The sequence below is a fragment of the Bacteriovorax stolpii genome (genome assembly GCF_002872415.1).
GTDB classification, from domain to species: domain Bacteria; phylum Bdellovibrionota; class Bacteriovoracia; order Bacteriovoracales; family Bacteriovoracaceae; genus Bacteriovorax; species Bacteriovorax stolpii.
The window spans coordinates 100,998-125,356 of sequence record NZ_CP025704.1 but is presented as its reverse complement, the minus strand read 5'-3'; the positions used below and the strand labels follow the sequence as shown (position 1 = coordinate 125,356).

At 39.9% G+C, this 24,359-nt stretch carries 24 protein-coding genes; 13 read left to right on the top strand and 11 right to left on the bottom strand.

All coding sequences use genetic code 11. From position 1 onward, the window contains the following. Positions 1 to 3 precede the first annotated feature (3 nt). Positions 4 to 834 (bottom strand): hypothetical protein, encoded by an 831-nt coding sequence (locus tag C0V70_RS00585; protein WP_102241920.1) that lies wholly within the window; start codon positions 832 to 834, stop codon positions 4 to 6. A gap of 63 nt (positions 835 to 897) precedes the next feature. Next, on the bottom strand, positions 898 to 2,211 hold the full coding sequence (locus C0V70_RS00580; RefSeq protein ID WP_158649510.1) for a putative RqcH family protein: 1,314 nt from the start codon (positions 2,209 to 2,211) through the stop codon (positions 898 to 900). Here C0V70_RS00580 and C0V70_RS00575 point away from each other — a divergent pair. Next, on the top strand, positions 2,210 to 4,582 hold the full coding sequence (locus C0V70_RS00575; RefSeq protein ID WP_102241918.1) for an endonuclease MutS2: 2,373 nt from the start codon (positions 2,210 to 2,212) through the stop codon (positions 4,580 to 4,582). The two genes, C0V70_RS00580 and C0V70_RS00575, sit on opposite strands and share 2 nt — an antisense overlap. Here C0V70_RS00575 and lepB read toward each other — a convergent pair. From lepB to C0V70_RS00535, 8 genes are all read right to left on the bottom strand, one after another. Continuing rightward, positions 4,579 to 5,385 (bottom strand): signal peptidase I, encoded by an 807-nt coding sequence (gene lepB, locus C0V70_RS00570; RefSeq protein WP_102241917.1) that lies wholly within the window; start codon positions 5,383 to 5,385, stop codon positions 4,579 to 4,581. The genes C0V70_RS00575 and lepB overlap by 4 nt on opposite strands. Continuing rightward, positions 5,357 to 6,805: a penicillin-binding transpeptidase domain-containing protein gene (locus C0V70_RS00565; RefSeq protein ID WP_158649509.1), complete on the bottom strand. Its 1,449-nt coding sequence runs from the start codon at positions 6,803 to 6,805 to the stop codon at positions 5,357 to 5,359. Before C0V70_RS00565 ends, lepB begins: the two co-directional genes overlap by 29 nt. A gap of 52 nt (positions 6,806 to 6,857) precedes the next feature. Further along, positions 6,858 to 7,451, bottom strand: a complete 594-nt coding sequence (locus C0V70_RS00560) for an RlmE family RNA methyltransferase (RefSeq protein ID WP_102241915.1) — start codon at positions 7,449 to 7,451, stop codon at positions 6,858 to 6,860. 3 nt (positions 7,452 to 7,454) lie between these two features. Then, on the bottom strand, positions 7,455 to 7,787 hold the full coding sequence (locus tag C0V70_RS00555; RefSeq protein WP_102241914.1) for a barstar family protein: 333 nt from the start codon (positions 7,785 to 7,787) through the stop codon (positions 7,455 to 7,457). Between the two features lie 92 nt (positions 7,788 to 7,879). Next, positions 7,880 to 8,830 (bottom strand): sigma 54-interacting transcriptional regulator, encoded by a 951-nt coding sequence (locus C0V70_RS00550; RefSeq protein ID WP_102241913.1) that lies wholly within the window; start codon positions 8,828 to 8,830, stop codon positions 7,880 to 7,882. A 53-nt stretch (positions 8,831 to 8,883) separates the two neighbouring features. Then, entirely contained in the window at positions 8,884 to 9,672 is a 789-nt protein-coding gene (locus C0V70_RS00545) for an inositol monophosphatase family protein (protein WP_102241912.1), read from the bottom strand. A gap of 383 nt (positions 9,673 to 10,055) precedes the next feature. Then, on the bottom strand, positions 10,056 to 10,289 hold the full coding sequence (locus tag C0V70_RS00540) for a hypothetical protein (protein ID WP_102241911.1): 234 nt from the start codon (positions 10,287 to 10,289) through the stop codon (positions 10,056 to 10,058). A 125-nt stretch (positions 10,290 to 10,414) separates the two neighbouring features. After that, on the bottom strand, positions 10,415 to 11,659 hold the full coding sequence (locus tag C0V70_RS00535; RefSeq protein ID WP_133566645.1) for a hypothetical protein: 1,245 nt from the start codon (positions 11,657 to 11,659) through the stop codon (positions 10,415 to 10,417). Positions 11,660 to 12,171: 512 nt separating this feature from the next. On the opposite strand from C0V70_RS00535, the gene fliD reads away from it, so the two are divergent. The 12 genes from fliD (at position 12,172) to C0V70_RS00480 (ending at position 23,572) form a co-directional block, all read left to right on the top strand. Further along, positions 12,172 to 13,560 carry a flagellar filament capping protein FliD gene (gene fliD, locus C0V70_RS00530; protein WP_102241909.1) on the top strand — a complete coding sequence of 463 codons (1,389 nt, stop codon included), beginning with the start codon at positions 12,172 to 12,174 and terminating at the stop codon, positions 13,558 to 13,560. 22 nt (positions 13,561 to 13,582) lie between these two features. Then, positions 13,583 to 13,990, top strand: a complete 408-nt coding sequence (gene fliS / locus C0V70_RS00525; RefSeq protein ID WP_102241908.1) for a flagellar export chaperone FliS — start codon at positions 13,583 to 13,585, stop codon at positions 13,988 to 13,990. A gap of 16 nt (positions 13,991 to 14,006) precedes the next feature. Continuing rightward, positions 14,007 to 14,411 carry a hypothetical protein gene (locus C0V70_RS00520; RefSeq protein WP_102241907.1) on the top strand — a complete coding sequence of 135 codons (405 nt, stop codon included), beginning with the start codon at positions 14,007 to 14,009 and terminating at the stop codon, positions 14,409 to 14,411. Between the two features lie 136 nt (positions 14,412 to 14,547). Further along, a complete protein-coding gene (locus C0V70_RS00515; protein ID WP_102241906.1) occupies positions 14,548 to 15,222 on the top strand; it encodes a hypothetical protein in 675 nt (224 codons plus the stop codon). A gap of 1 nt (position 15,223) precedes the next feature. Continuing rightward, entirely contained in the window at positions 15,224 to 16,888 is a 1,665-nt protein-coding gene (locus C0V70_RS00510) for a glycosyltransferase family 9 protein (RefSeq protein ID WP_102241905.1), read from the top strand. A 28-nt stretch (positions 16,889 to 16,916) separates the two neighbouring features. Next, positions 16,917 to 17,063: a hypothetical protein gene (locus tag C0V70_RS18925; protein ID WP_158649508.1), complete on the top strand. Its 147-nt coding sequence runs from the start codon at positions 16,917 to 16,919 to the stop codon at positions 17,061 to 17,063. Then, a complete protein-coding gene (locus C0V70_RS00505) occupies positions 17,047 to 18,747 on the top strand; it encodes a glycosyltransferase family 9 protein (RefSeq protein WP_158649507.1) in 1,701 nt (566 codons plus the stop codon). Before C0V70_RS18925 ends, C0V70_RS00505 begins: the two co-directional genes overlap by 17 nt. Positions 18,748 to 18,754: 7 nt before the next feature. Beyond that, positions 18,755 to 19,186, top strand: coding sequence for a DUF8042 domain-containing protein (locus tag C0V70_RS00500; RefSeq protein ID WP_102241903.1), 432 nt, complete (start codon positions 18,755 to 18,757; stop codon positions 19,184 to 19,186). Next, positions 19,138 to 20,655, top strand: a complete 1,518-nt coding sequence (locus tag C0V70_RS00495; RefSeq protein WP_102241902.1) for a sensor histidine kinase — start codon at positions 19,138 to 19,140, stop codon at positions 20,653 to 20,655. The genes C0V70_RS00500 and C0V70_RS00495 overlap by 49 nt, the downstream gene beginning before the upstream one ends. A 16-nt stretch (positions 20,656 to 20,671) precedes the next feature. Next, positions 20,672 to 21,055, top strand: coding sequence for a response regulator (locus C0V70_RS00490; protein ID WP_158649506.1), 384 nt, complete (start codon positions 20,672 to 20,674; stop codon positions 21,053 to 21,055). Next, the gene (locus tag C0V70_RS00485) at positions 21,042 to 21,944 is read left to right on the top strand and encodes an NAD(+)/NADH kinase (RefSeq protein WP_158649505.1); all 903 of its coding nucleotides are present in this window, start codon (positions 21,042 to 21,044) and stop codon (positions 21,942 to 21,944) included. The genes C0V70_RS00490 and C0V70_RS00485 overlap by 14 nt, the downstream gene beginning before the upstream one ends. Continuing rightward, the gene (locus tag C0V70_RS00480; protein WP_102241899.1) at positions 21,941 to 23,572 is read left to right on the top strand and encodes a DNA repair protein RecN; all 1,632 of its coding nucleotides are present in this window, start codon (positions 21,941 to 21,943) and stop codon (positions 23,570 to 23,572) included. The genes C0V70_RS00485 and C0V70_RS00480 overlap by 4 nt, the downstream gene beginning before the upstream one ends. Here C0V70_RS00480 and C0V70_RS00475 read toward each other — a convergent pair. Further along, a complete protein-coding gene (locus C0V70_RS00475) occupies positions 23,569 to 24,330 on the bottom strand; it encodes a UDP-2,3-diacylglucosamine diphosphatase (protein ID WP_102241898.1) in 762 nt (253 codons plus the stop codon). The genes C0V70_RS00480 and C0V70_RS00475 overlap by 4 nt on opposite strands. Between the last annotated feature and the right edge of the window lie 29 nt (positions 24,331 to 24,359).

Here is a 24,359-nt window from a genome sequence, read left to right as displayed (position 1 = left end):
AACCTATCTTCTTAAGCCTTCAGTCATAAAGCGCTGTGCTTTACCTGTATTAACTTCATAATTTGAAAAACGAATAACTGAACCGGATTCACTTTTCACTTTTTTCTCTTTTTCTTTTCCATGGGCCGGAATTACTGTTTCAGTTACGTTTTTAACTGTAACCTTTGAAGGAAAACCCATTCCTTGAAAAGTCGCATACTCTACAGTGTTTGTTGTCGTTGCGACAGCAGTTCCCTGCTTTGTAGTTGTTACGATCTTATCCATAACAAGCTTGTTATTACTCCACGACTTTGGCGTCTGGAAAAACTCTGTCCTAACCTGCGAGTAAGCAACATTAGTCTCGACTGTTTTCAAGCGGCCTGTTTTATCAAAAGTAATATCCACTTCCGGCACGGCCATAGTATATGTATCATCGATGGCCTTAATGAGTTTACCATCGGCAATTGGTGCTGCTTTAAGCGTGTAACCTTTAAACTTTTCAGAGAATCTCTCAGGAATGATGAATTCCAGTTTTCCTTTAATTAGTGCTGCTAAATCATCACGCACTTCCTGGAATCCTTTTGGCAGGCCAAGCACTTCAATTTTGTACTGAGAAGGTGAAAGCCAATAAATTTTAAAATAAACATCAGTTAACTTTCCGAAGTTCCCTGCTTTATTCAGAATATCGACTAGCTTTTCAATACGGGCTTCAAAAACTAAATCATTCAGACCACTTTTTTGTGGATCGTAATTTCTAATTTCATATTGTTCAATTTCTTCAATTTTGGTCTGAGACCACGCCACCGTATTAAACATGGTGAAGATTGAAGCTGTTAGTAATAAGAAAGTTTTCATTTTGACTTTACCCCTAAATATAATATCTATTCTATAGAGTGCTGGCGCCGCCTGCAATCAGGCCTAGACCATGGTAATTATTTCTGTCCAATTAATATAACTGCATCTCAAATATTTCGGCTTCTTAATGATAACTTTACCCTGCACGCCTTTCAAACCTTTTACGTGCTGTAGTTGACTATACATGACGGGTATCTCATTGATGGCCAGCTTTGAATAGTCTCTTAGCATTGAAGCAATAGCTGACAAATCCTCTCCACTAAGCTTGGAAATATCGTCTGTTTTTACCAGGCAATGGGCCCCGGTGTAGTTTTCAATGTGAAACCAATAATGCTCTTTTGCTCCCTGAGAACGAAGCCAGTCATTGCTGGCAGCATCCAAAGCAATTGTTCCGCTGAGATTTTTTAACTTAAAATGTTTTACATTGTGTTCGCTTTCTTCTTTTTTCTTTTGCGAAGAAGCTGTCTGCCACAGAGGTGCGATTGCCTTTTCTTTGGTTACTTCAAATTCAAAGTCGCCTTGTTTAACTTTAAAAAGTTCTTCATCAGTTTCTTTAAGTCTTCCCTTGAGAATCTCCTCCGCTTTCTTTAGTTTTTTTACCTTACTAAAAACCACATCGCGTTTTTGCCACTGATTTAAATTTGAGGAGAATTTAATTTTATGCCCGTGAAGAACTGACTGATGATCGGCAAGATCAAGTCCCTCTTCCGAAAGAAGCTCTTCCTCAATAAGTTTCCACTTTTCTACATCGTGTAGATCATGAGTAATATTCCCTAATTTCTTTTCTAAAAATTTTTCTTTTTTCTTTTGTAGAGGTTTTCCACTCACCTTCTTCTCTTCATCTTGAAAATAATTCAAGAGCGTCCAGTTCGAAGGTTTTGCATTATCCACTGTGGAAGTCTTCCCGAGAAACTGGTCAACCAGGTCAGTAATGTTTTTTCCTTTTGAGGTTTCCCCATTCCAGCTGGTGTATATTTCTTCTTTGGACTGCTTGATAAAAAACAGACCGCGGTCTTTGTAGCCAAAAGCAAAAGAATTATCAGTATGTTCATTCTTAAAATGAAAGAGCGATAAAAAATGGTTGTCATCGACTTCCATTTTTCCCAAGCGAGCGCCTACTAAATATTTTCTCACATAGTCCAAAAGGCGATCCTGAATCCTCAGGTAAGACGGGGGAAATTTATTGGAAAAGAAGATTCCTTCATACTGGTTTCCTCTCCCTATATAGAGTGCTACGTTCTGCCCGGGAAATCGGAGCCCCAAAACCAGGAAATGAGGTGTAGTGTAGGCCTTTTGAACCGGATAGAATTCATTTTTCGAGAAGAGAGTGTTATATTCGAGAGAAGTTTGTCTTAATTGTTGGTGAGTCTGTATCATGGCACTTAATCTTCTCAATGGTAATTCTGAAGCTCTCGAGCTCCTCGACTGGTCGATGCTTGTCTCAAGCATCTCAAGTCTATCACATTTTGAATTAACCAAAACAAAATTAGAAGCTCCGCCTGCAGCAAGAAGCATTGCGATGATTCAGGGTGACCTCAATTTACTTGAAAGTTACTTAGCTAATTACGATGATTATAGTCTGTCATTCAATAGTAAGCTTCGCCTGCTCCCAGAGAGCGAGACATTCTTTAAACTTATTCCAGATATCAAACGCGAGAAATTTTTCGAAGCGCGCGAGCTGCACTTTCTAGCACAAATTGCTGAGTGTTATATCGAATGTCTTCCCCTTTTCTCAAACCTGGTTTTTGAAGAAAACTATGCCATTGAAAGAGATAAACTTTCAAAGATCAAACGTTACTTCACTAATCCTTTGCGAGATTTTGTAGACCATAGTGGAAGTGTCTCTTACGAAAGACATCCTGTTTTAAAAAAACTGTATGCTGAAGTTCTGGCACTCGAAAATGACCTGAGAATCACAGTTCAAAAAGCCGCTAAAAGTGATCTCTACTCTTCAAAACTGCAACTAGATAACTTCGACATTATCAATGACCGCTATGTTTTAGCGGTGAGATCTGACTCTTATAATTCTGACTTAGGCCCAATTGTCGCCCGCTCTCAATCTGGAATGACTCTTTTTGTTGAGCCTTACGAAGTAAGAGAAAAAGGCAACAAGCGCATTCACTTGCTCTCAGAGATCGAATCAACGATCTTGAAGCTGACAATTGAATTAAGTAAGGTTGTTCACAGTTATTCTGACGAATTTAAACTAATGAGTGAATGGAGCCTGGCCCTTGATTGGCTCAACACCAAAGCGACATACACGCAAAAGCTTGGTCTTTCAAAGCCGACACTCAATGAAAAATTCTATTTTGAGTTTAACGGACTTTATCACCCACTTTTAAAAGCACCGATTAAAAACAATGTTCTTCTGGATTCTGGGCATAAAGGTCTTATTATCTCTGGTCCAAACACCGGGGGAAAAACGGTCGCTTTAAAATCGATCACGCTTTCTCTTTTGATGGTTCATTTAGGGCTTTACGTCCCTGCTGTTCACGCTGACATTCATCCCGTTAGCGATTTATTTTATTTCAGTCACGATCATCAAAACCTTTCCGAAGGATTAAGTTCGTTTGCCTCTGAGTCAAAATACTATTTAGAACTTCTACAGTCTCTGGGGCCACTCAACCTGATTATTATCGATGAGATTTTCAACTCAACATCTTCTGAAGAGGCCTCAGCGCTAGCGATTGCCTTCCTCGATGAAGTCCACCGTCGTTCAAATTCAAAAGTGGTTCTCTCGACTCACCATCAGGTGTTAAAAACATTTATGCACTCTCGCGGCGATTATGTCTCGGCCCATGTGGGTTATGATTTTGATCTCAACCGCCCTACATATAAATTAATTCTAGGAGAGCCAGGAAGTTCGCTTGCTTTTAAAATCTTTGAAAACCTCTCGGAGAAATTCGGTTTAAAAACTGGTATCAGCGAAAGGGCCAAAGATCTTTTAGATAAAAAACAAGTAACCTATGAAACTCTCCTGCAAGAGCTTTCGCAGAAGAAAATTGACCTGGATAAGCTGCTTGCCCAAAACCGCACGCTTAACATTGAATTAAAAAACCAAAAATCTTCAATGGAAGGGACTCTCTACCTTGAGCGCGAACGCATTATCACCGACTACACGAAAAAAATTAAATCGCTCTTTGATCAAGCGGAAACTCTCCTAAGTGATGTTAAGAGTGGAAAAATGGCCAATCGCCGTACACTCAACAATGAAATTGGCGGCATTCAATCTGCACTAATTAGAGAAGCTCCTGAAAAGAAAAATAAAGAAGACCCGGAAAATATCTACGCGCACATGCGCCCTATTGAGTTTGAAGAAATCAAAACTAACGATACGGTTTTTTCTGTCGTCATCAGAAAAAATGTGAAGGTTCTCAACACCAACCCACGTAAAAAAGAAATTCAAATCCAGCACGGGGCCCTTTCTGTCTGGGTTTCTCCATCTACTCTTCGCTATCCATCAGGTTCAAAACCTCCGGCCCCTAAAGTCAGCATCAATATCCAAAAATCAGTTCGTGGAGAGATTGAAGTCGACTGCCGCGGAATGCGCTTAGAAGAGTTTCAAAAGATCGCAGAGCAGTCTATTGATGAAGTTATCACAGGGGAAATCCCTTTCGTGACTATCATTCATGGACATGGAGATGGTGTACTTAAAAACTGGCTGAGAAGTTATTTAAGAAAAGAACACCGCGACCTTCGATGGGAAAACATCGAAGGTAACGACGGGTGTACGAAAATTTATTCTTAATTGATTGGTGTACCGATTCGCCAAGGACGGAACTTGGCTGGGTTTTCCCCAAACGGGAAAATTAGTGAGAACCATACGAACATTGCCTTACCTTTGATTTGCTCATGAGTTACAAATCCCCAGTAACGAGCGTCGTATGAGAAATCGCGGTTATCACCCATAACAAAATAACTGTCCTTTGGAATTGTTACTTTGTCATAGTCCACTTTATAGTAGTTGTCGTTGTCTTGTTGGATAACGTGCTCAACATCCCCAGTCTTAACGTGGTAAAACTTCAGATTATAGCCTTTAAACTTGTCGTCCATATCAGACATGATGTCTTTTCCGTCAAATTCTTTTGGCTCAATTGGCTTGTCGTTGATGTAAACCACTTTGTTTCTGATTTCCAGAGTGTCACCAGGAAGACCAACAACGCGCTTAATGTAGTTTACTGAAAGATCTTTTGGGTATTTGAAGACGATAACGTCTCCTCTTTTTGGTTCGCTTTTTCCAGCGATATAAATCGGGTTAAAGCTTGTTTCCCCAAACACCATATCAGTGAAAGGAACTTTAAGTCCGTAAGCAAATTTGTTAACCAGGATGAAGTCCCCGATCATCAGAGTTGGGATCATTGAGCCTGAGGGAATCCTGAAAGGCTCAAAAAACATCGAACGGAAAGTCAGAACAGCTACAATAATGATAGCGATCGATTTGATTTCTTTGATGAGCTTTTGTTTTTTAGAGAGGTCGGCCTCTACACTTTTCATCAAATCAGCATGTGGATCTAGCTGATCATTAGATTGTGGTGTTTGATTTTCGTTCATTGCGTTTACCTATTTCTTTTTTAATTGCGCTTCTTTTTTTTCCTGAGACGATTTTCTTTTTTGAGGGTCTACTGGCAATACTCCTTTTATAGACTTTTGCCTTACGCCTTTTATTTTCAGAAACCATTCTTGGCATTTTTACCATCGTGATAGGAACTGGCTTCACGTTATTGTAATAATACTCAATGATGTTTTTAGCAAGCATTGTCGATTTTACGTGCCATCTTTTAACGTTAACGTTCATGACACTAATCGAAATACCTTTGCCACGCTCTTGGTCACGAGGAATCGCGAACGCTGAGAACCAGTCTCTCTTACCAAATGGTTTACCACCCGTAATACTTCCTGTTTTCCCACCGATATCAAGTGCGTTTTTATAACCATTATTCATTTTGCGGAATGACTTTCTCGCCGTTCCACCATCAATCGTCATTCCCATCATCTCCTGCATTTGTCTTGCAGTCTCAGCTGATAGAACGCGTTTTTCTATTGAGTTGTTTTCCCAAAGAGTTTCACCAGAAGCATCCACTAACTTCGTAATCATCTTTGGCGATTTCATCATCCCATTGTTAGCAATGATTGAGGCCATCATTGCACCATGAATAGGAGAGATAACTGTCTGATCGTTAAAACCAGAAGCAAGTTCAGCCAAGTGATAATCATCAGCAGCTGTTCCAATATGTGATTGAACGAAATCAAATTCCGGAAGGAACTGTTGATTAAATCCAAAGTTCTCCGCCATTCTCACCAGCTTTTCGCTGCTGATATTTTGGATTGCTGCTTTACCGAAGATAACATTGTTTGATTTAGCAAAAGCTGTCTCAAACGTTTGAGATTTATCCCAACGGTTGCTTTTAGATTCATCTAATTGGTATTTAAAAAGGGTAGTGCTTCTTCCGCGGAAATCAAAAGATGTCTCTCTTGTAACCTTTGTATTTTGAAGAAGCTCAGCTGCCGTAACCATTTTAATTAAACTGGCAGATGGGTGAGTGCTCGCTAAAACCAGGTTGTTGTCGATGTTGTTTGTTTTTCCTTCAACACCTACTGCGGCCAGGACTTCACCAGTTTCGTTATCAATAACAGCAACTGTCGCATAGTCTGAGCGGTATGATTTTAAAAGCTTTTTAATATACGCATCAAGCTGAGGATTGAATGCATATTCAATTTTTACTTTCTTTTTGCCTACATCAAGAGTTTGAGGCCAATCAGCACCAACCTGCTTAAAGGTCCTGTCGATTGAAAGTCTTAAATCGTCTGGGAGTGGAGTTAAACCAGAAGCTTTAGCTTCCTTTTCCACTTCAGCAGCATTGAGTTTTTGTCCAAACTTACCTTGAAAAATGTTGAAAGCAGTTCCACCTACAAAAAGAGTGAGGAACGCTGTGGTAACAACTAAGGCAAACTTACTGTTCGTCTTTTTCACTAAACTTATCCATGTTTTAGTTACCATGCAATTACTAGCGCATGAGATACTATTATGGCCTAAAATCCTTCCCAATGACAAAATATTCTTTACTAACCGAGCGGGTAGATTTTGGTCTCAGATAATGGAACTCGGAAAAGAGCTTTTTTTGCTCCTTCAGAAATACCTGAGCATCGTTGGATTCGAAAACTTTGATGACGGTGTTTCCACCTGGTTTTAAAAATTTCGGCATTAAGAAGAAAACCATCTCTACTAAATTTAGGGACCTGGCCTGATCAACCGACATAATCCCTGTGGTATTAGGGGCCATATCTGATAGGACCACATCGAACTGGTCCGATACACCAAGCTCTTGCATCGTTTCGATAGTGAGAATGTCTCTTTGAAATAAACGGACGTTTGGGACACCTAGAAGTTTCTTATTTATGTCTCTTACATCGGCACCAATTACCAGTCCATTGACACCAACTTTTTCAGATGTGTACTGAACCCACGATCCCGGGTGGTAACCGAAGTCGATGACCTGATCATTTTTTTTCAAAATTTTAAAGCGCTCATCGATCTCTTCAAGCTTATAAACGCTTCTTGCAAGAAAGTTATCTTTCTTTGCTTTGTGAAAATAATGATCTTTTACTTTAAACGTCATTGATTACTCTAAAACTAAGACAACTTTTGGGTTGTCGTCAGAAGCATCCATGATCGCCTGAATTAAAGCATCAGTGTAATCTGCGCCTAATTTGCTTTTTAAAATGCTTACAAATTTGATTTTAATAATGGTTTGGCCTGAATAATCAGAGCTCAAAGTATCGTAAAGTGCATCGAGAGTTTTTCCGTAGTGGCGAGGAAAGTTTAATTCCTTTGCCAGCGTCGTATGAAGATGGTCTTGTGACTTAATTTCTTTACCGTTAATCAAAACAGAACCAGATGCCATAACCTGAAAAGACAAAAGCAGCCCGCTTAAAGCGATCATTGCGTTTCTCATAAACTCCCCAAGGAAACCAAGATAATTTGATTGGTAGCTTTTGCTCTTATTTCAAGCAATTGTCAATGAAACTCCCTGGGGATCTGTATTTTTTACGCAGCAAAATCGAAGGCTTCAGCGCGCATTTTCAGAGTGTTGATACCGTATTTGCGCGCCTTCTGAATAAGGGTTGTTTTGCTGATTCCCAAGCGGCGTGCCGTCTCGTTGACCTTGCCGCCATTCTTGGCCAGCATCGCCTCTAAAAAGACTTTCTCAAAAAGCTCCTGGCTTTGATGAAAGTCTTCCGGAAATCCGGCCAGAGCATTGATCTCTTCCGGTAAAATCACCTCATTTTGATCATAGGGAAAATCCGCACTTTCAATAACATTCTTTGGCGACATGACTAAGGCAAACTCCAGAGCATTTTTTATCTCGCGGATATTTCCCTTCCAGTTTCTGCCCATTAGCAATTCCATTGCTTCATTTGAAAGCCTGGCATAAGGGCTGGAGTGCCTTTCTTTGAGTTCATTAAAAAGTGTCTGAATGATTTCTCGCAACTGTTTTTTATCTTCACGCAATGGGGATAGTTCCAGATGAAAAATCTTAATGCGATAGTAAAGGTCTTCACGAAACAAACCACTCTCTACCATTTGTTTTAAATTGCGATTGGTCGCCATAATGATTCTTCCGCGAAAATCTAAAGAGGCACTACCACCAACAGGAGTGAACTTTTTTTCTTCCATTACGTAGAGTAGTTTCTTTTGTGCTTCCAGAGAAAGCTCGCCGATTTCATCTAAAAATAAAGTTCCAGTCCCTACATCTTGAAAATAACCACTCTTATTTTCCAAGGCCCCGGTGAAAGATCCCTTCTTGTGGCCAAAGAGTTCGCTCTCTAAAAGATCTTCTTTTAAAGTGGCCAGGTGAACAGTGAGAAATTTTTCTTGATGAATAGATGATTGACGGTAAATATCGTGCGCAAGGCGAGACTTCCCGGTTCCCGTTTCGCCAGTAATTAAAAGAGGGGCCTTTAGATTAATGCATTTTTCGCGCAGAAGTGTATTCATCGTCTCTCCAGTTAACAACCAGAGAAAGTCATACAATAATGACTAGCAAAAGATCAGCGGGATTCGCTCATCCTTTTTTCTTTTTCATTTTTGAATTTGATCCACAGGTCTTCGGCAAACTGATCTGGGGCCCACAACAGCATCCCTTTCATATTAATCTCATTGAGATTTTTGATTTCAACACCATTTTGGTAAAGCTTAATTCCACGAGCGGAGCAAAGCACACTTCCAGCGGCAATATCCCAAATGTTTTTTGGACTTAAACTTAAAACGAAATCACAGGCACCACTGGCAAGCAAGGCCAGTTTAAAAGCGATACTACCACGAGGGGTGATTTCAATTTTAGGATCAATATCGAGCAGAAAATTAAAATAACCTTTTTCGAATTCTGAACGCGACACCATTCCCAGAATTTTTTGCTGAGATTTATTTGATGAAGGGACAAAAGGGATGCTGCTGTCGAGACTAAAGCCACTAAATGGATTGTAAATCCAGGCGTAATTCTCGGGGGCAGCGATCTCTGACGTCTTCATTAGCGCCAACGACACTGCACACTCGGGTCTTCCCTTAATAAGCTCTCTCGTGCCATCAATCGGGTCAAGAATTGCGCTAGGGAAAGTGAGCTGATCGTATTCTTCTTCGCTAAAAAACGAATAACTTTTATAAACAGAATGATTCAGAATTTTTTCTTTGATGAGATTTGAAACAAACAGATCGATTTCAGTGACAGCGCTGTTGTCGCTTTTTAAATTCACGTCGAGAGTTTTAATTGCATTTGGGCCAAACAAAAAATTCATTTTTTTTGTCAACTCAAGAATAACTTCAGTCTGAGCGTTTTTCATAATATTTCACCGTGCACAATGAAAATTTCTTACAATTTTCAATCTAATTTAGTTGACTTGATTATTTTATCAACAAAATGGACAAAGTTATCCACATTTTTACATATTCGATGGGGATTTCAGCACATTTTAGTCTGTTTTCCTATTTCATTATTTTAAATAGTTAGAGGCGATATTCACATGCATTTTTCACTTGCCATTCTACAGGGGTAGATTTGCCACTGAAACACCGTAGTTATTCACAATAAGTCAAAAAATTGTCACTCGGGTATTATTTCAAGAGAGGTTTTGTAAGAATGCTAATTCTTAGTGTAAAGCACACCATAAGCACCAAATTGCTTTATGTAACGCTAATAATTCATAAACCAAATCTGGTTTAAGTCTTAATTGTTCTCTGCTGTCGAGAGAACTTCAACATCCCCGCCACCTTCAGCGACAGCGACAGCAAAAATCTCTCTATCGTACTCGTTAGAGCTCATTAGATTTGTGAGAAGTTTCATGTGTCCGGAAGCTGGGTCGACAAAGATAAAAGGAGAGGTTTCGAGTTCAGAGCGGTTCAGGTTGTGAGAGCGGAGAAAGTTTTCGTAAATCCCTTTGGTCAGTCCTGATCTAAACATACGACTCCATGGTAAGCAATCACTTCATTGTTCTTGCTTACTCATAGTCTAACACATTTTTAAAAAATAAATACAGGTTAGCTGAACTCTTAACTAAAACGTAAAAATGCTTCGCATTTTTTCAGCTAACTATTAAATATTTTAACAAATAATTTCACTCGCCCTTCAAAGTGGGAATCGAGCAAACAAATCAAGATGTAAACCACGTAAATCATGTTGCGCTTAGAACGCAAGCGAGCAATCGACTGGAAAATTAGCTCTAAAGGCAGAAGACTCAAGAATGCCAGGGCCCACATCGTTCCAAAACCACTTACCAACGAGTTATCCCAGACAATCGAGAACCCTATAAAAATGAGGTAGGAAAGAATGACTATGTTGAGACTGTGTTTTTCCATCTGAAAATCTTTCATGATGGCCGGTTTTTTAAAGTAAGTGCGAAAGACGGCGATCACAATTCCAAAGACTCCCAGGACGAAAAATCCTTTGCGGTCAATCTCTCTGCCTGCATTGGTAATAAAAGAGAAGTCCAGCGAGTGCAATGGCTGCAGCAGGTCCGAATGCGAGAATAAGTGAAGCAGAGTTAAGATAATTCCAAACAAGGCGTATCTTAGAAGCTGGCGCTTATACCAGCTAGTCCTGTCTTTTAAGAAAAAGAAATAAAGAAGGCCAATTTGAAAGAATACCAAAACGGCGTAACTTTGATTGATCAGCGCTCCCCAATAACTCACCAGCCCTAAGAAAAGTCCCGCGCGGTAAGTGGAGCTTTTAGTGACCCATAAAAGAGTCCAAATCCAGATGAGTGAATAGGTCGTTAAAAACGAAAACTCAATGTTGTGAGTGAGTGTTTTACTAAATGACCATGACGACACGAGAGCAAACACACCAAGAAGCGAGAGCCTGCGCGAAACGAAGAAACGCAAGAAAGCATAAAAGACGAGCAAGAAGAGCCCAAGACCCACGATATAAAAGTGTAAGCTCCATGCTAATCGGAAAAGCCCCGGATACGTTTTAAACGGGTAGTAGTTGACGATCATGAAGTTCCAGAATGGATTTCCAATCTTTTCTAACGGGTCAAAATAAAGTTTTAACAGATCAACGTTGGCCTGTGGTGGAAGTTCCGGCACGGAAAAAACGAACATAAGTAAAATAAGGGCCACGAGTGTTTTTTCAAAGCGATCGAGAAATTTAAATTCACCAAAATTTGAAGAAACTGATTCCTGAATGATCTTTCCGCGCGTGGGCCAAGAGTAAAAAAGCCCGAGCACCGCCCAGGTTATCCAGTAACTGTTGTAAACCCATTTAGAACCTAAGAAACTAACCAGGTTAAAAAGCAGGATAAAAAAGAACATTCCTAAAAATAAACGGTACACAACCCTATCGATTGACGAATTCACTCGGAAATAAATTTTAAGTCTATGGTCGATTTCTTTTCCGAGTAAAAACCACTGGCTTACAATGAAGAGAATATAGAGACTCATGAGAAAGGCGAGTGCCAGAGGTTTTAACTCAAGTCCTTTTTGAACATAAACGGGGATTAATAGAAAGGAAAAATAGCTAACTATCCGGAAAGTGAAGAACTTCCACTTTAATTTAAAAATGTTTGAACCATTTGCTAAAGTATTTTCCATAATAACCGATTAATTGAGTAAGAAGTTCATCCCATACTGGACTTCGAAAATATCCTAGAATAAGAGACCGGGCCCCATCCCGGTCTTTTTTATTTTAGGGCATCCCGAAGAAAATTCACAGGAATTAATACTGTATCCCCTCAGTCGGTTTTCACGACTAAAACACACTAGAGCAAAACCTGCCTCATTCTGATTGGTCCTATCGAATATGTTATTCTTACTCGTAGCGACCTCGAAAGAATCAGGAGGATTTTTTGGGTATTTCGTTTGGCTCCATCGGAACTGGACTTCCTAAGGATATTGTTAAGCAGATCATTGCTGCTGAACAAATTCCAGTTCAAAACATGGAAAAGCAAAAAAGCAAAATCCAGGACAAAAAAGGTCTTGTTGATCAGTTGGTAAAACTGGTTGAAGACGTGCGTGGAAATCTTGCTGTCAATGCCAATGCCCGAGCTCTTCGCGAATTCAAAGTTGACACTAACACTGACATTGTTGGTGTGAGTACAGATAAAACCAGAGCTCTTCCTGGTACATATCAACTGGAAGTTGTTTCTCTTGCCCAAAAATCATCGGCAATGTCGACGGGCTTTGAAGACAAAGATGAAAGTTATGTTGGTGTGGGATTTATCCAGTACACACTGCCAAACGGCGAGACAAAAGATATTTATGTTGATTCGGACAATGCTTCGTTGACAAAAATTGCAAAACTTATCAACAAAGACAGCAATCTTGGTGTTACCGCCAACGTTATCAACGACGGCTCGGGATCAGACACTCCATGGAGACTGATTTTAAGTTTAAATAAAACCGGCGACGATGCCGCTGTGGATTTCCCATACTTTTATTTCGTTGATGGTGACGAGGATTTTCAGTTGGAATTCCAGCGTGAAGCCCATGATGCCAAAATCAAACTAGATGGTTTTGAGATTGAAGCTCCGGAAAATAAAATTGCAGATCTAATCCCAGGGGTAACTCTTGATTTAAAAAAGGCAAAACCCGGGGAAGAATTCACACTGAAAGTTTCTGAAGATATCCAAGCCGTTGGGGCCAAGGTTAGTGACCTTGTAACAAAGCTCAATGGTGTACTAAGTTTCATCAAGCAACAAAATACTATGGATGAAAAGACTGATACATCCAGAACGCTTGGTGGAGACATTATGCTTCAGTCACTTGAAGGACGTATCCATAGTGCGGTTTTTAAGGATGTACTAACAGATAAAGGTTACATGAGGGCCGGTGATATCGGGTTAAGTTTTACCCGCGAAGGTCTTCTGCAATTTGATGAAAAAAAATTTGAAGCCAAGCTGACTGAAGACTACAACACTGTCGCTCAGGTCCTAACCGGAACTTTCACTCCAGAAGGAGGAAAAAGCGAAGGTTTCATGGATAACCTGAACTCAATGGTGAATACTGCTCTTCGTATGCCGGATGGTCTCGTTCAAAGTAGAAAGAAAACTCTTCAAAGTAATATCGAACAAATCGACAGAAGAATTTCTCAGAAGCAGAAATTCATTGAAGAAAAAGAAAAGAATTTAAAAGACAAGTTTTCACGTCTGGAAGGAACTATCTCCCGCATTAAAGGACAAGGTGCCGGGGTGGCTTCGCTTGGCGGTGGCGCTGATCCCGTTCAACAATTAGGTTAATTAGGAATTTAGGAGGAAATATATGAGTTATGGTTATGGAGCTTATAAAAAGACAGCGGTAAGCACGGCGAGCAAAGAACAAATTCTCCTGATGCTGTACCAAGCGGCAATTAAAAACTGTAAAAAAGCAATCGAAGCGATCGAAGCAAAACAAATCGCCAAAAAAGGTGAGTATATTGGAAAGCTTCAAGATATCGTCATCGAACTTAACAACAGCTTAGATTTTGAAGTAGGTGGAGATATCGCAAAAGAGCTTTCTTCTCTTTACGACTACATCTTATTTTCAAGCTCACAAGCAAATATGAAAATCGATGCAGAACCTCTACATGGATGCTTAAACGTTCTTAACACTCTTTACGAAGGATGGAGTGAAGCAATTAAGAGCTTAAAGGCCGCTCCTGGTGGAACAACGGAAGAAGTTAAAAAGTAACTAACGAGGATATAATATGATCAACGCACTATTTGAAAACATTCAACAACACCTCTCTATGCTCGACTTGGCCCTTTTAAGCTCGCAAAAAATTGCCAGCATGGCCAGAACAGAGGATTTAGATGGCGTTGTAAGTGAGACTGACAATCGCGAAAGATTGGTTAATATCATCGCCAAACTTCAGCACTCAATTGAAGAGCAAATCAATCAACTAAATGCGTCCGAAGTCAGCAATGACGATATTGCTATTTTAAAGTCATGGTTTCAGGATCTTAGCATCTGGTCTGAAAGAATGATTGAACTTGATAAAGAAACTGTTGAGATTTTAAGTCAACAAAAAGAAAACACGACAAAAGAAATCGCCCACATTTTCAAAAATAAAGAAATGTTTAAAGGCTACAATCACTCATCAAAAAAGTAATTTTCACTCGAGAGTCTGGATCTTCCTGCATTGACAAAGGTCCAGGCCCATGAGGTAATAGAGGCACAGATCTAATGATTAGATCTGCTATTAATTTTGACCTTTTTGAACCTTCAGGATGAGGAACAGGGGTACCATGAATCACCTACCAATTATTTCTTCTTACGAGATTAAAACATCAAGAACTGAACAGAAAGTTCCTGTGGTTAATGGAGTTCATCTTCATTCAATCTACAATCCATTCAAGGAAGCAGAGAACTTAATCAATAGCAATCTTGAATCACTAAAAAACAAAAATGAAGTTCTTATCCTTGGTTTGGGGTTTGGTTACCATGTCAACTACGCCATCGAAAAACTAACTGAGTTTCACGGCAACAATTTTAAAATCATCGTCATTGAACCTAATCATCAGGTTCACCAGGACTGCCTGGACTTTGATCTCTTAAATAAGAAAAACGTCCTGGTCTATTCAGGCTTCACGGCAAATGAACTTTACCGCGATCTGGATTTAATCCACTTCCTTTTAAGAAAGCCCGCGATGCTTGCACACCCGGCTTCTTTTAACCTTTATCAAATGTATTTTAAAACCTTCCTGACTTTCGAAGCTCCAACTCAACTGGAAGAGATTCAAAAGTTCACAGAAGTAAGAGAAGTCAAAAGCTACCTTAAGCTTTTTGCCGGCGACTCTACTTTTGAAGAAGCACTTTATAAAGAACTGCCAAAAAAAGAGCAGTTTAATTCAATGGACTTTTTAGCTATGGCCTTGGTGGAGATGACAAAAGGCAGCCGCGAGACAACGGGAGACGCTTAAGATGAAAAAGATTCTAATTATTAATCTTAGAAGACTCGGCGATGTATTCTCAACAGCTCACCTAATCAATTCATTAACGGCAAACAGTGGAAACCAGGTTTCTCTACTGACATATAAAGAAAGCTCAAAGGCCGCAGAAAACCTTAAAAATGTTTCAAACCTTTTCGAGATTGACCGCAAAGAACTTATCACTCTTAAGACAAATAAACTTTTCTCTGATGGGTTTGCGTTTGAGCAGCTCTTTAATCAATTAAGCTCTATCAAGTCTCAGGAATGGGATCAGATCATCAACTACTCTAACGATGTCGTTGGCGCGTACCTGTGCTCATACTTAAAAGATTCTACAAAACAAGTTATTGGTGTTCACTACAACGCTCAAAGAAACGTTGTTACTCAAAACGACTGGGAACTGTTATTTAATGACGTTCTCCCTGTGGTTAAATACGCTCCTGTTCACTTTGTTGATTGCTACCATAAAATGGCCGGCACAAACCTGGTTAAAGACGGGACAAAAATTACGACCAACCCAAAATACAATGAATCGGCCTACAACAATATTAGTGCCGTAAAAAAAGCAAGTGAAGCCGGAGACAATGCTAAAGTTATTGGTATCCAGCTTAAGACAGCTGACGCTTCTAAAGATATTCCAGAGCAGACTCTGCATGAGCTTATTTCACTTATCAGACAAAACTCTGAACTTATCCCATTCGTTTTAATCGCTCCAACAAACGACGAAAGAAAAATGGCGGCAAATTTCAATGAAGCTCATAACGGCGAACTTGTAGTCGTTGAAGCTGATTTGTTAGCAGTGACTTCTGTGTTAATGAACGTTGATCTTCTCATTACTCCAGATACCGCTGTAAAACATATTGCAGACCTGACAAATACCCCGGTTCTGGAAATTTCATTGGGGCATGCTCCCTTCCTGAAACAGGGAAGTTACTCTGAAAGCGCTTTGATTTTAACAGACGTTATTTCAACGAGAGAATTCACTAAAAATAATGCTCCTCAAAGAACTAATATTTCAGCCCATGACATCATGGCCTCAGTTCTTTACTCACTGACAAAATCAAAAACAATTAAGCCTCGCCTGTCTCCAGGTGTGACTCTATACCAATCATCATTTGACCAAATGGGAATCCGCTACTCGCCGATTGCCGGAACAATTGACACTCAGATTGAAATCCACAGATTGATGTCGAGACAATTAATCAACACGATGTTTGAGCAAAACCCGGACCACAACATCTACCGCGATGTCTGCAACCTTGACCTCAACATGGCCACGGAGTGGACAAACCATGAGAAAGGAATCGTGACAAACGTCATGAAAGATATCCTGGGAACACTACGTTCTCTTCTTCAATGCGCTGAAAACCGCAAGAGTTCACGCGATTTCGTCATGAATCTTGGAAAACTTATCACGCACCTTGAGAGCGAATCATTAGTGCAAATCCCAGTTTCAATGTTTAAGAGTAAGATTGAATCAATCAACGTTAAGACGTTTGAAGAAAACGCCAAAGAAGTTGAAGTCCTGCTTTATGAACTAAAGTCAGATATGCAAAAAATTCTTCAATGTCTAAAAGAGCTTGAGATCCAAATCAATGCAAGCAAGATGGAAGACATGATAACGAGAAATTTAGAGTCTACAAAGACTGTAGGCTAAGACATTCTCTTAACAACCAGGATTGGTTATGAATTTACTTCAGGATGATCTACATAGAGAATTCAACCGCATAAAACTTATGCTGGAAAATGGGCAGCCTTTAACAGATGAAGATCTGAAGATCATTCTTCTGGCAGAGCTAAATGAGGAGGATCTTCATGAAAGCAAGCAATAAGGAAGCAAGTGCACCAGTAGCAAGGCCAACAATCGCCATTATGCAAATGACTCGTCTGGGAGACCTTATCCAGACAGCTCAAGCGATTGAAACGCTAAAAACAACTCACCCACATTACCGCGTGGTTTTAATTGCAAGATTGCAGTTTGCAAAACCATTAGGTTTTCTGCTCAATAAATATTTCGACCATATCTATACACTAGACACTGCTTCAATGTTTCAAGACAGCGAAACGGTGGGGCTTTCAAAACCATTAAGCGGGCTTAATGCCTTTTTAAGTGAAGTGAAGTCTGAGAAGATTGATGTTTTAGTAAACTTATCTTTTTCAAAGTCTTCGTCTCATCTGGCCTCTTTAATTCCGGCCGTTCATAAAGTTGGTTCATACCACGACCACAACAACAAAGTGGTGATGAACGACAAATGGTCACAAATGCTTTATTCAACTGTGATGAGAGGGGCACTTAACCCTTATTCACTGGTTGATTTATTCAAAAATATTGTTGGTATCAAGGCCCATGAGCCAGCTCGTTCGACAAAAACAAATGATCAACGCGCGAACATTATTGTAATCCACCCATTTGCTTCAAGTGAAAGAAAGGCCTGGAAAGCAGAAAAATGGGTTGAAGTGATTTATAAAACGCTCAAAGAAAATGACAAGCAGACAGTGACAATTGTCGGGGCAAAGAATGAAATCTTAAAGGCCCAAGTGATTACTGAGAGCCCTCTACTTAAGCAGTTTTCTTCAAGACTCTTAAATGTGACAGGAAAGACTTCTCTGGAAGAACTTTCTCAAGTTGTTGCCAGCGCTAAATTGTTTGTTGGTCACGATTCAATGGTTGGTCACCTGGCCGCTATTCACAATACGCCATCATTAACAATCTCTCTTGGAAATGTTCGTCCTCACGAGACAACTCCATACCAGGCCAATGCCTACAACATCGCACCTAGAACGAAGTGTTTTCCTTGTTTTCCAAGTGATGACTGTGCATACACTCAGTGCCATCACGATATTCCTTATCAATTGGTAAGCAATATCATTAAGCAACTGACAAGCGGCGCTCCAATCGATGCTGAATGGATGAAATCATCAAACTCAAGCTTCCACTTAAGTTCAGTGAACTTCTACCGCTCTCGTTTCCAAAATGGATATTTCACGCTGGATAACCTGATCGATACACAGCTAGACATCAACGACATCTTCAGGACTCTTTACAAAGTTACCTGGTCGTTTGTTCTTTCAGATGTGGAAGACAGCCACCCGTTTCCAAAACTTTCTCCATCCACTCACCGCGATCTTCTGGATGCCATGACTGGCCTTCAGCACTTGTTTGAACTCTCAGAGTTCGGGCAAAAGTATTCGCGCTATATTCTGGAAGAAATTTCATCATCAACTCCAAGCATTTCCAAAATTAAGGAATACTCTAAGAAGATTGATGAGATTGACCACCTTCAGAGAATGGTTCAAAAAACCTCTCCATACCTGGCACCAATTATTGATTACTTTACAGTAAGAAAAGGTAATCTTTTTGGTGAAAACGTGGTTAAACTAACTGAGAGTTCATATTACTGTTTTGAAGAAAACGCACATCTCTCAAGCGTGATGTACGAACTAGTTCAAAACACAATTGCTGAATATAAGATTATTGGCAGTAAAACAAAGACCCGCTCGGATCTAAACAAGTAGGAAGCTTATGACGTCTTTAAACAAAGAAAAGAAACAAACATCACTAGATCTTGCCTTCGAATCAATTGATTCATGTTTTGGATACGTGGACTACATTACTGCACAAATTCAAAAACTCATCGTTCAATACAACCAAGGTGAAGTCGACACGGCCCACCAGTCATTTGTTGAAGTCATCGAGCTTATGGATCTTTATATCCAGCTGGTCTCGCGCGTATACCGCGTTTTAAGAACAGACCTGGAGCAAATGAACTTCAAAGATGAAAGCATCCAGAAGCTTGAAATCCATCTTCTTTCAGTCATGAAGGCCCTGCTTCAGGCGAAAGAAAAAAATGACACGATCATGCTTTGTGACTTGCTAGAGTATGAACTGGTCGATAACCTTACTCAGTGGAAGATCAAAGTTTTACCAGAATTAAAGAAATTAAAAAATTACTAAGCTCGGGCAACCTCGAGCTTAGTTCTCTTGAATTTAAATCAAAACCTATCCGCTTCACTCGCAGTAGCTTTGAAAAAAAGGTACTGAACTCTATTAAGTCCGGCAAGGCCCATGACTTAGAAAGAAAATACTTGCATAAAGAAGAGCTAAGAAAACTGCTTTTTTCTATTAGTGAAGTTAAAGAACTTCCGGCAGAAATCCTGCGCCTTCCCTCGCTGTCTTCTTTTGAATCCTGCCACGTGCTCGTCCATGAAAAAGGAAAGCCTGTAGGACAAAATTATTACGCTTATCACGGGGAAAATCAGGAAACCAAGCTGATTGCCGTTCAGAATTTCAACTCGCTTTTTAACCTGGTTAAAAAAAGTAAAAACAAAATCTTTAATCAATCGCTGAGCTTAAAAGATGACCTATCCGTTGTTGGAAATTTTCTGGCGCGCGAAATTGATTTAAAAAATTACTCTGTTATTTACCTCATTTCCCGCAACTCTTTTCTTCCTCCAAGCACGGAGGAGCAAGATGAATTCCAGGCTCTCTCGGCTTTTTTACACCCGCTTCTTTTAAAAATTCTGGATAAAGAAAAAAACGATTTAAAAAAAGAAGTCTTAAGGAAGTCATTAGAAAACTTCCCTGAAAAAATCGCTGTCAAAAAGAATAACCACACTGTTTTTACCAACAAAACAGATGAAACGGCTTATGAAAATTCTAACCTGATGATCTTCCCGATTGAAGGTGAAGAACCAATGAGTATGGAACTCTCAAATATCAGTAAAGATCAAATTTCTACTGAGCTCTATCACTCTCAACGTGTTTCTCTTTTGGGAGAACTGCTCAATACGCTTCAGCACGAACTTTCCAATCCGCTTTTTGGTCTCAATCTCACAAGTTCTATTTTAGAAAGCGAAGCCACCAACCCGGAAACGGAAAGTGTCTTGAATGAAATCTCGCAAAATGCAAACCGTTCACAGACCATCATTAAAAACTTCTCCAACCTTTACAACGATCAACAGGAATTCAAAAAAGTGAACCTGTATCGCTTTATGGAAGAGGTTATTACGCTAACAAAAAGTGAAACCAAAGAAATCGCTAAATCAATTCAATGTATTGGTTTTGAACAAAACCTTGAGATCATCACTAACCCGACAATTCTGACGCAAATCATCTTTAACCTGATTATCAATGCGGCCCAGGCGATTAAAGAACACAATAGTGACTATCGCAAAAACAATATCACCATCAAACTGGTTAAGAGCGAAGGAAACCTGGAGATTTCTGTAATTGACGATGGGCCAGGTGTCAAAGCTGAGCACATTTCAACGATTTTCCAGCCGTTTTTTACTACCAAAGATTCCGGAACCGGACTTGGGCTTTCTATCTGCCAAAACCTGGCCCATCAACTGGGAACTAAAATCGAATTTAAAAACAATTCCCCTTTATTAGGTGCAACTTTCTCGATAAACTTACCTGGTTAGCCCAAGGAGTTATATCTTGAAGAGAATTCTACTCATCGAAGATGAGCCACTGATTCAAAAATCGCTGAAGAAGCTTTTAGAAAAACGTGGTGCTGAAGTTACTGTGGAAAGCCGCGGTCGCGATGCGATCGGACTGATCCTCAATCAGCAATTCGACAGAATCATCTGTGATCTTATGCTTCAGGACATCTCTGGCTTCGATGTCATCGAAGAAGCTAAGGGCCGCTACACAATGTCTGAAATTAGCAAACTTTTCATTATCATTACTGCCTACAGTTCTCCACACGTTATTGAGAAAGCCACTCAGTACGGGTGCATGCTTTTATCAAAGCCATTTGAGAACATTGATGAGGCCCTCAATATTTTCATGTCTTCGGGAGGCACTGGTGGCCCAAGTTAAAAATATCACTATCGTACTAAAACCTAAGGTCACTTCTGAATTTGAAAGTATTCTTCCCAACCTGGCCTCATGGCTGCATAGAAGAAAAAAAACTGTCTTCTTTCTTTCAAAAGAAAAAGAGCGCCTGACAAAACTTTTTAAAGGCGACCTGAAAAACATAAACTTCGTTGAAGAAAAAAACCTGCACGACAATACTGACTTGATTATCACTATGGGTGGTGACGGTACTCTTATTGGGGTCAGCAGAAATGTGAAGAAGTCATCTCCTCCGATTTTCGGAGTCAATATGGGACACCTTGGTTTCATTACTGAATTTTCCAAGGTTGAGTTCTTTGACCAGCTTGAAGAAACCCTTCGTGGTAACTATAAACTGACGACACTTTCACTGTATCAAGTTGAAGTGTTCAAAAAGGGCAAAGTGATTTTCAAAGGAAACTTTTTAAATGACCTGGTTATCAACAATAACCAGATTTCAAGAATGCTGACTCTTTCTGTTGAATCAGAAGGCGAGCATATTTATAACCTTTCTGGAGATGGTTTAATTATCAGCTCACCGATTGGCTCAACGGCTTACTCACTGGCCGCAGGTGGACCGATCATTAACCCTAAAGTTAATGCTATCACCATGACTCCCATCTGTGCTCATAGCTTAACGCACAGACCGCTTGTTATCCCGGATAACACAAGTGTCACAATCAAAGCTGCCAAACCGGATGAAATGATTAAACTCACACTTGATGGCCAACAAGCTTTTGTCATCAGCTCTCAGGAAACAGTCCGCGTGACCAAGAAGAAATCGCTGAATGTCCGCCTGATTAAAAATACCGACCGCACATACTTTAGAACACTCAAAGAGAAATTCACACACGGAATGAGGGATACTAAATGAAAACAAATGAAACACTTTATTTGAAATCATTAAACTTGCAAAACTTCGCTACTTTTGAAAATCAGGAAATCCAGTTTGATATTAAATTCAACGCCATCGTAGGTGAGACTGGTTCCGGGAAAAGCTTAATCTTAGACGCTCTTCAAATCATCTTCGGCGCTCGCGCTGATAAAAAGCTCATCAGAAAGAATGCTGAGTTTGCCACGATTGAAGCGGTGTTTTCGACCAATGATCAGACAATTAAAACGTATTTCCACGACATCGGTCATCCATTTGATGGGAACGAAATTGTGGTTAAAAGAATCATCTTCGCTAACGAAAGCTCAAAGTCATACCTTAACTTCCAGTCTTGTTCGGCGTCTCTTCTAAGCTCATTTGCGAAACGCTTTGTAGACTTAGTAGGTCAATTTGAAAACCAGAAGCTTCTAAGCGAAGACTACCAACTGGTTCTTCTTGATTCATATGCTGGCCTTGAAGGTGATATTAAAGATTATCAAAACCTATTTTCACAATTAAGCGCATTCAAAAAAGACTTCAACGACCTTATTCAGGAAAAGAATCTTAGAGCACAAAGAGAAGACTACGTTCGCTTCCAACTTGAAGAATTAGAGAGACTAACACCAAGCCTTGAAGATGAAGCTGAACTACTTAAGAAAAAAGACCTGATCTTAAACGTAGAAAAGAGACAACAAGTTCTTGGGTCTCTAGCAAGTGCCATTTCTGAAGACGAAATCAACTTATTAGATCTTTTAAAAACATGTTTAAGTAAAGCTGACAAGAGCGGTGGAATTGTTTCAGAAGAAATCACAGCAAAACTTTACGAAGTTAAAGCGCTTTTAGAAGACGTTTCATACGATCTGTCTAAAGACCTTAACGCGACTCCTGATGATGAAAACATCGAAGAGATCATGGATCGTCTTGATACTTACCAAAAACTAAAGAGAAAGTTCGGTGGATCAACTGAAGAAATGATTAAGGCCTTTGCAGAGTTCCGCGCTGAGCTTGATTCGTTCTTCCAGGTTGATGACAAGATTGCTCTTATCTCTAAAAAGATCAGCGACCTTGAAAACCGTTGCCAGACTTTTGCTGAAGAACTTCACAATATCAGAAAGGCGAGAGCTGAGGCTCTTTCTCAGGAGCTGACAACTAAAGTACGTGACCTGAAAATGAATGGTGCGACTTTAAAAATCAACGTTAATAAAAATGAAACTCTAGGCGCTAAAGGATTCTCTAAAATCGACTTTATCGCTGAAACAAACCCAGGCGAAGGCTTCTTTAAAGTTAAAGAAATCGCTTCAGGTGGAGAGCTTTCAAGAATCCTTCTTGCAGTAAGACAAATTCTTTCAAGCAACGATACAATCTCTGTCTTCCTGTTTGATGAAATTGATACTGGTATCGGCGGTGAAACGGCCATCTCGATCGGAAAGTCACTTCAGTCTGTAGCTGAGTACTCTCAGGTCCTGGCGATCACTCACCTTCCGCAAATCGCTAGTTTTGCTACTCAGATCATCAATGTATCTAAGACGACAAAAGTGATCGAAGATCAGCCAAGAACGCTTTCGATTATCGAGCTGGCGATGGGTGCTCAAAGAGAGAGCTTCATTCGCGCCATGAATCCTGAAATCTAAAAAATTGATTTAAAACTTATATCTCCATCTTCGATGGAGATATAGGTTTTTGTATGTTGGGCGTAACCGTTATTAATGTATTCAAAGCCTGACGGTGACACATAATAATCTTTCACATGGCTATGCCCTAAGACGATCACATCAAATGTGCGCTTTTTGCGAAAAACTTCCACTGACAATCTGAAATTATCTTTTACAGGTGCCAGGTCTGCATCCGTTGAATAACGTTTATTATTTCTCTTGCGCGATTTTTCGGCCGAGTACTCACCGATTCCTTTGATTAAAAAATGCGGCATTAGATAATTGGCATAATAACGCAGAGGAGGTGATGTCACCACGGCCTTAAAGAGTTTATAGCTTGGATTGTTAAGCTCGATATCATCCCCATGAGCGAGATAAATCTTTTTTCCGCCATTCATAAATTCAAAGTATGGGGCCATAGAAAAAAGAGCAGGGTCGAGGTCTGCGTGGACCAGAAAAAATTTTCTATAAAGAAGCTTAATATGAAAATCGTGATTTCCTTCTACATAACAGATATGCGTCCCATTTTTCATCAGCTTTTTGATTTCATCGAAATAGGCCTGGTAACGAACGAAGTACTGCGTAAGCGGCCCAATCATCAGGTCAAAAATATCACCCAATAAAAAGACAACGTCGCTCGATTGAACGTCTGGATTTCTTAAAAATGTCAAAAGCAGATCTTCGGCCTGGTCTCCGGCCCTTTTAATGTGAACGTCTGATATGGCAGAAAATTTCATAAGCCATTATCGAATGTTTTGCGACTTCT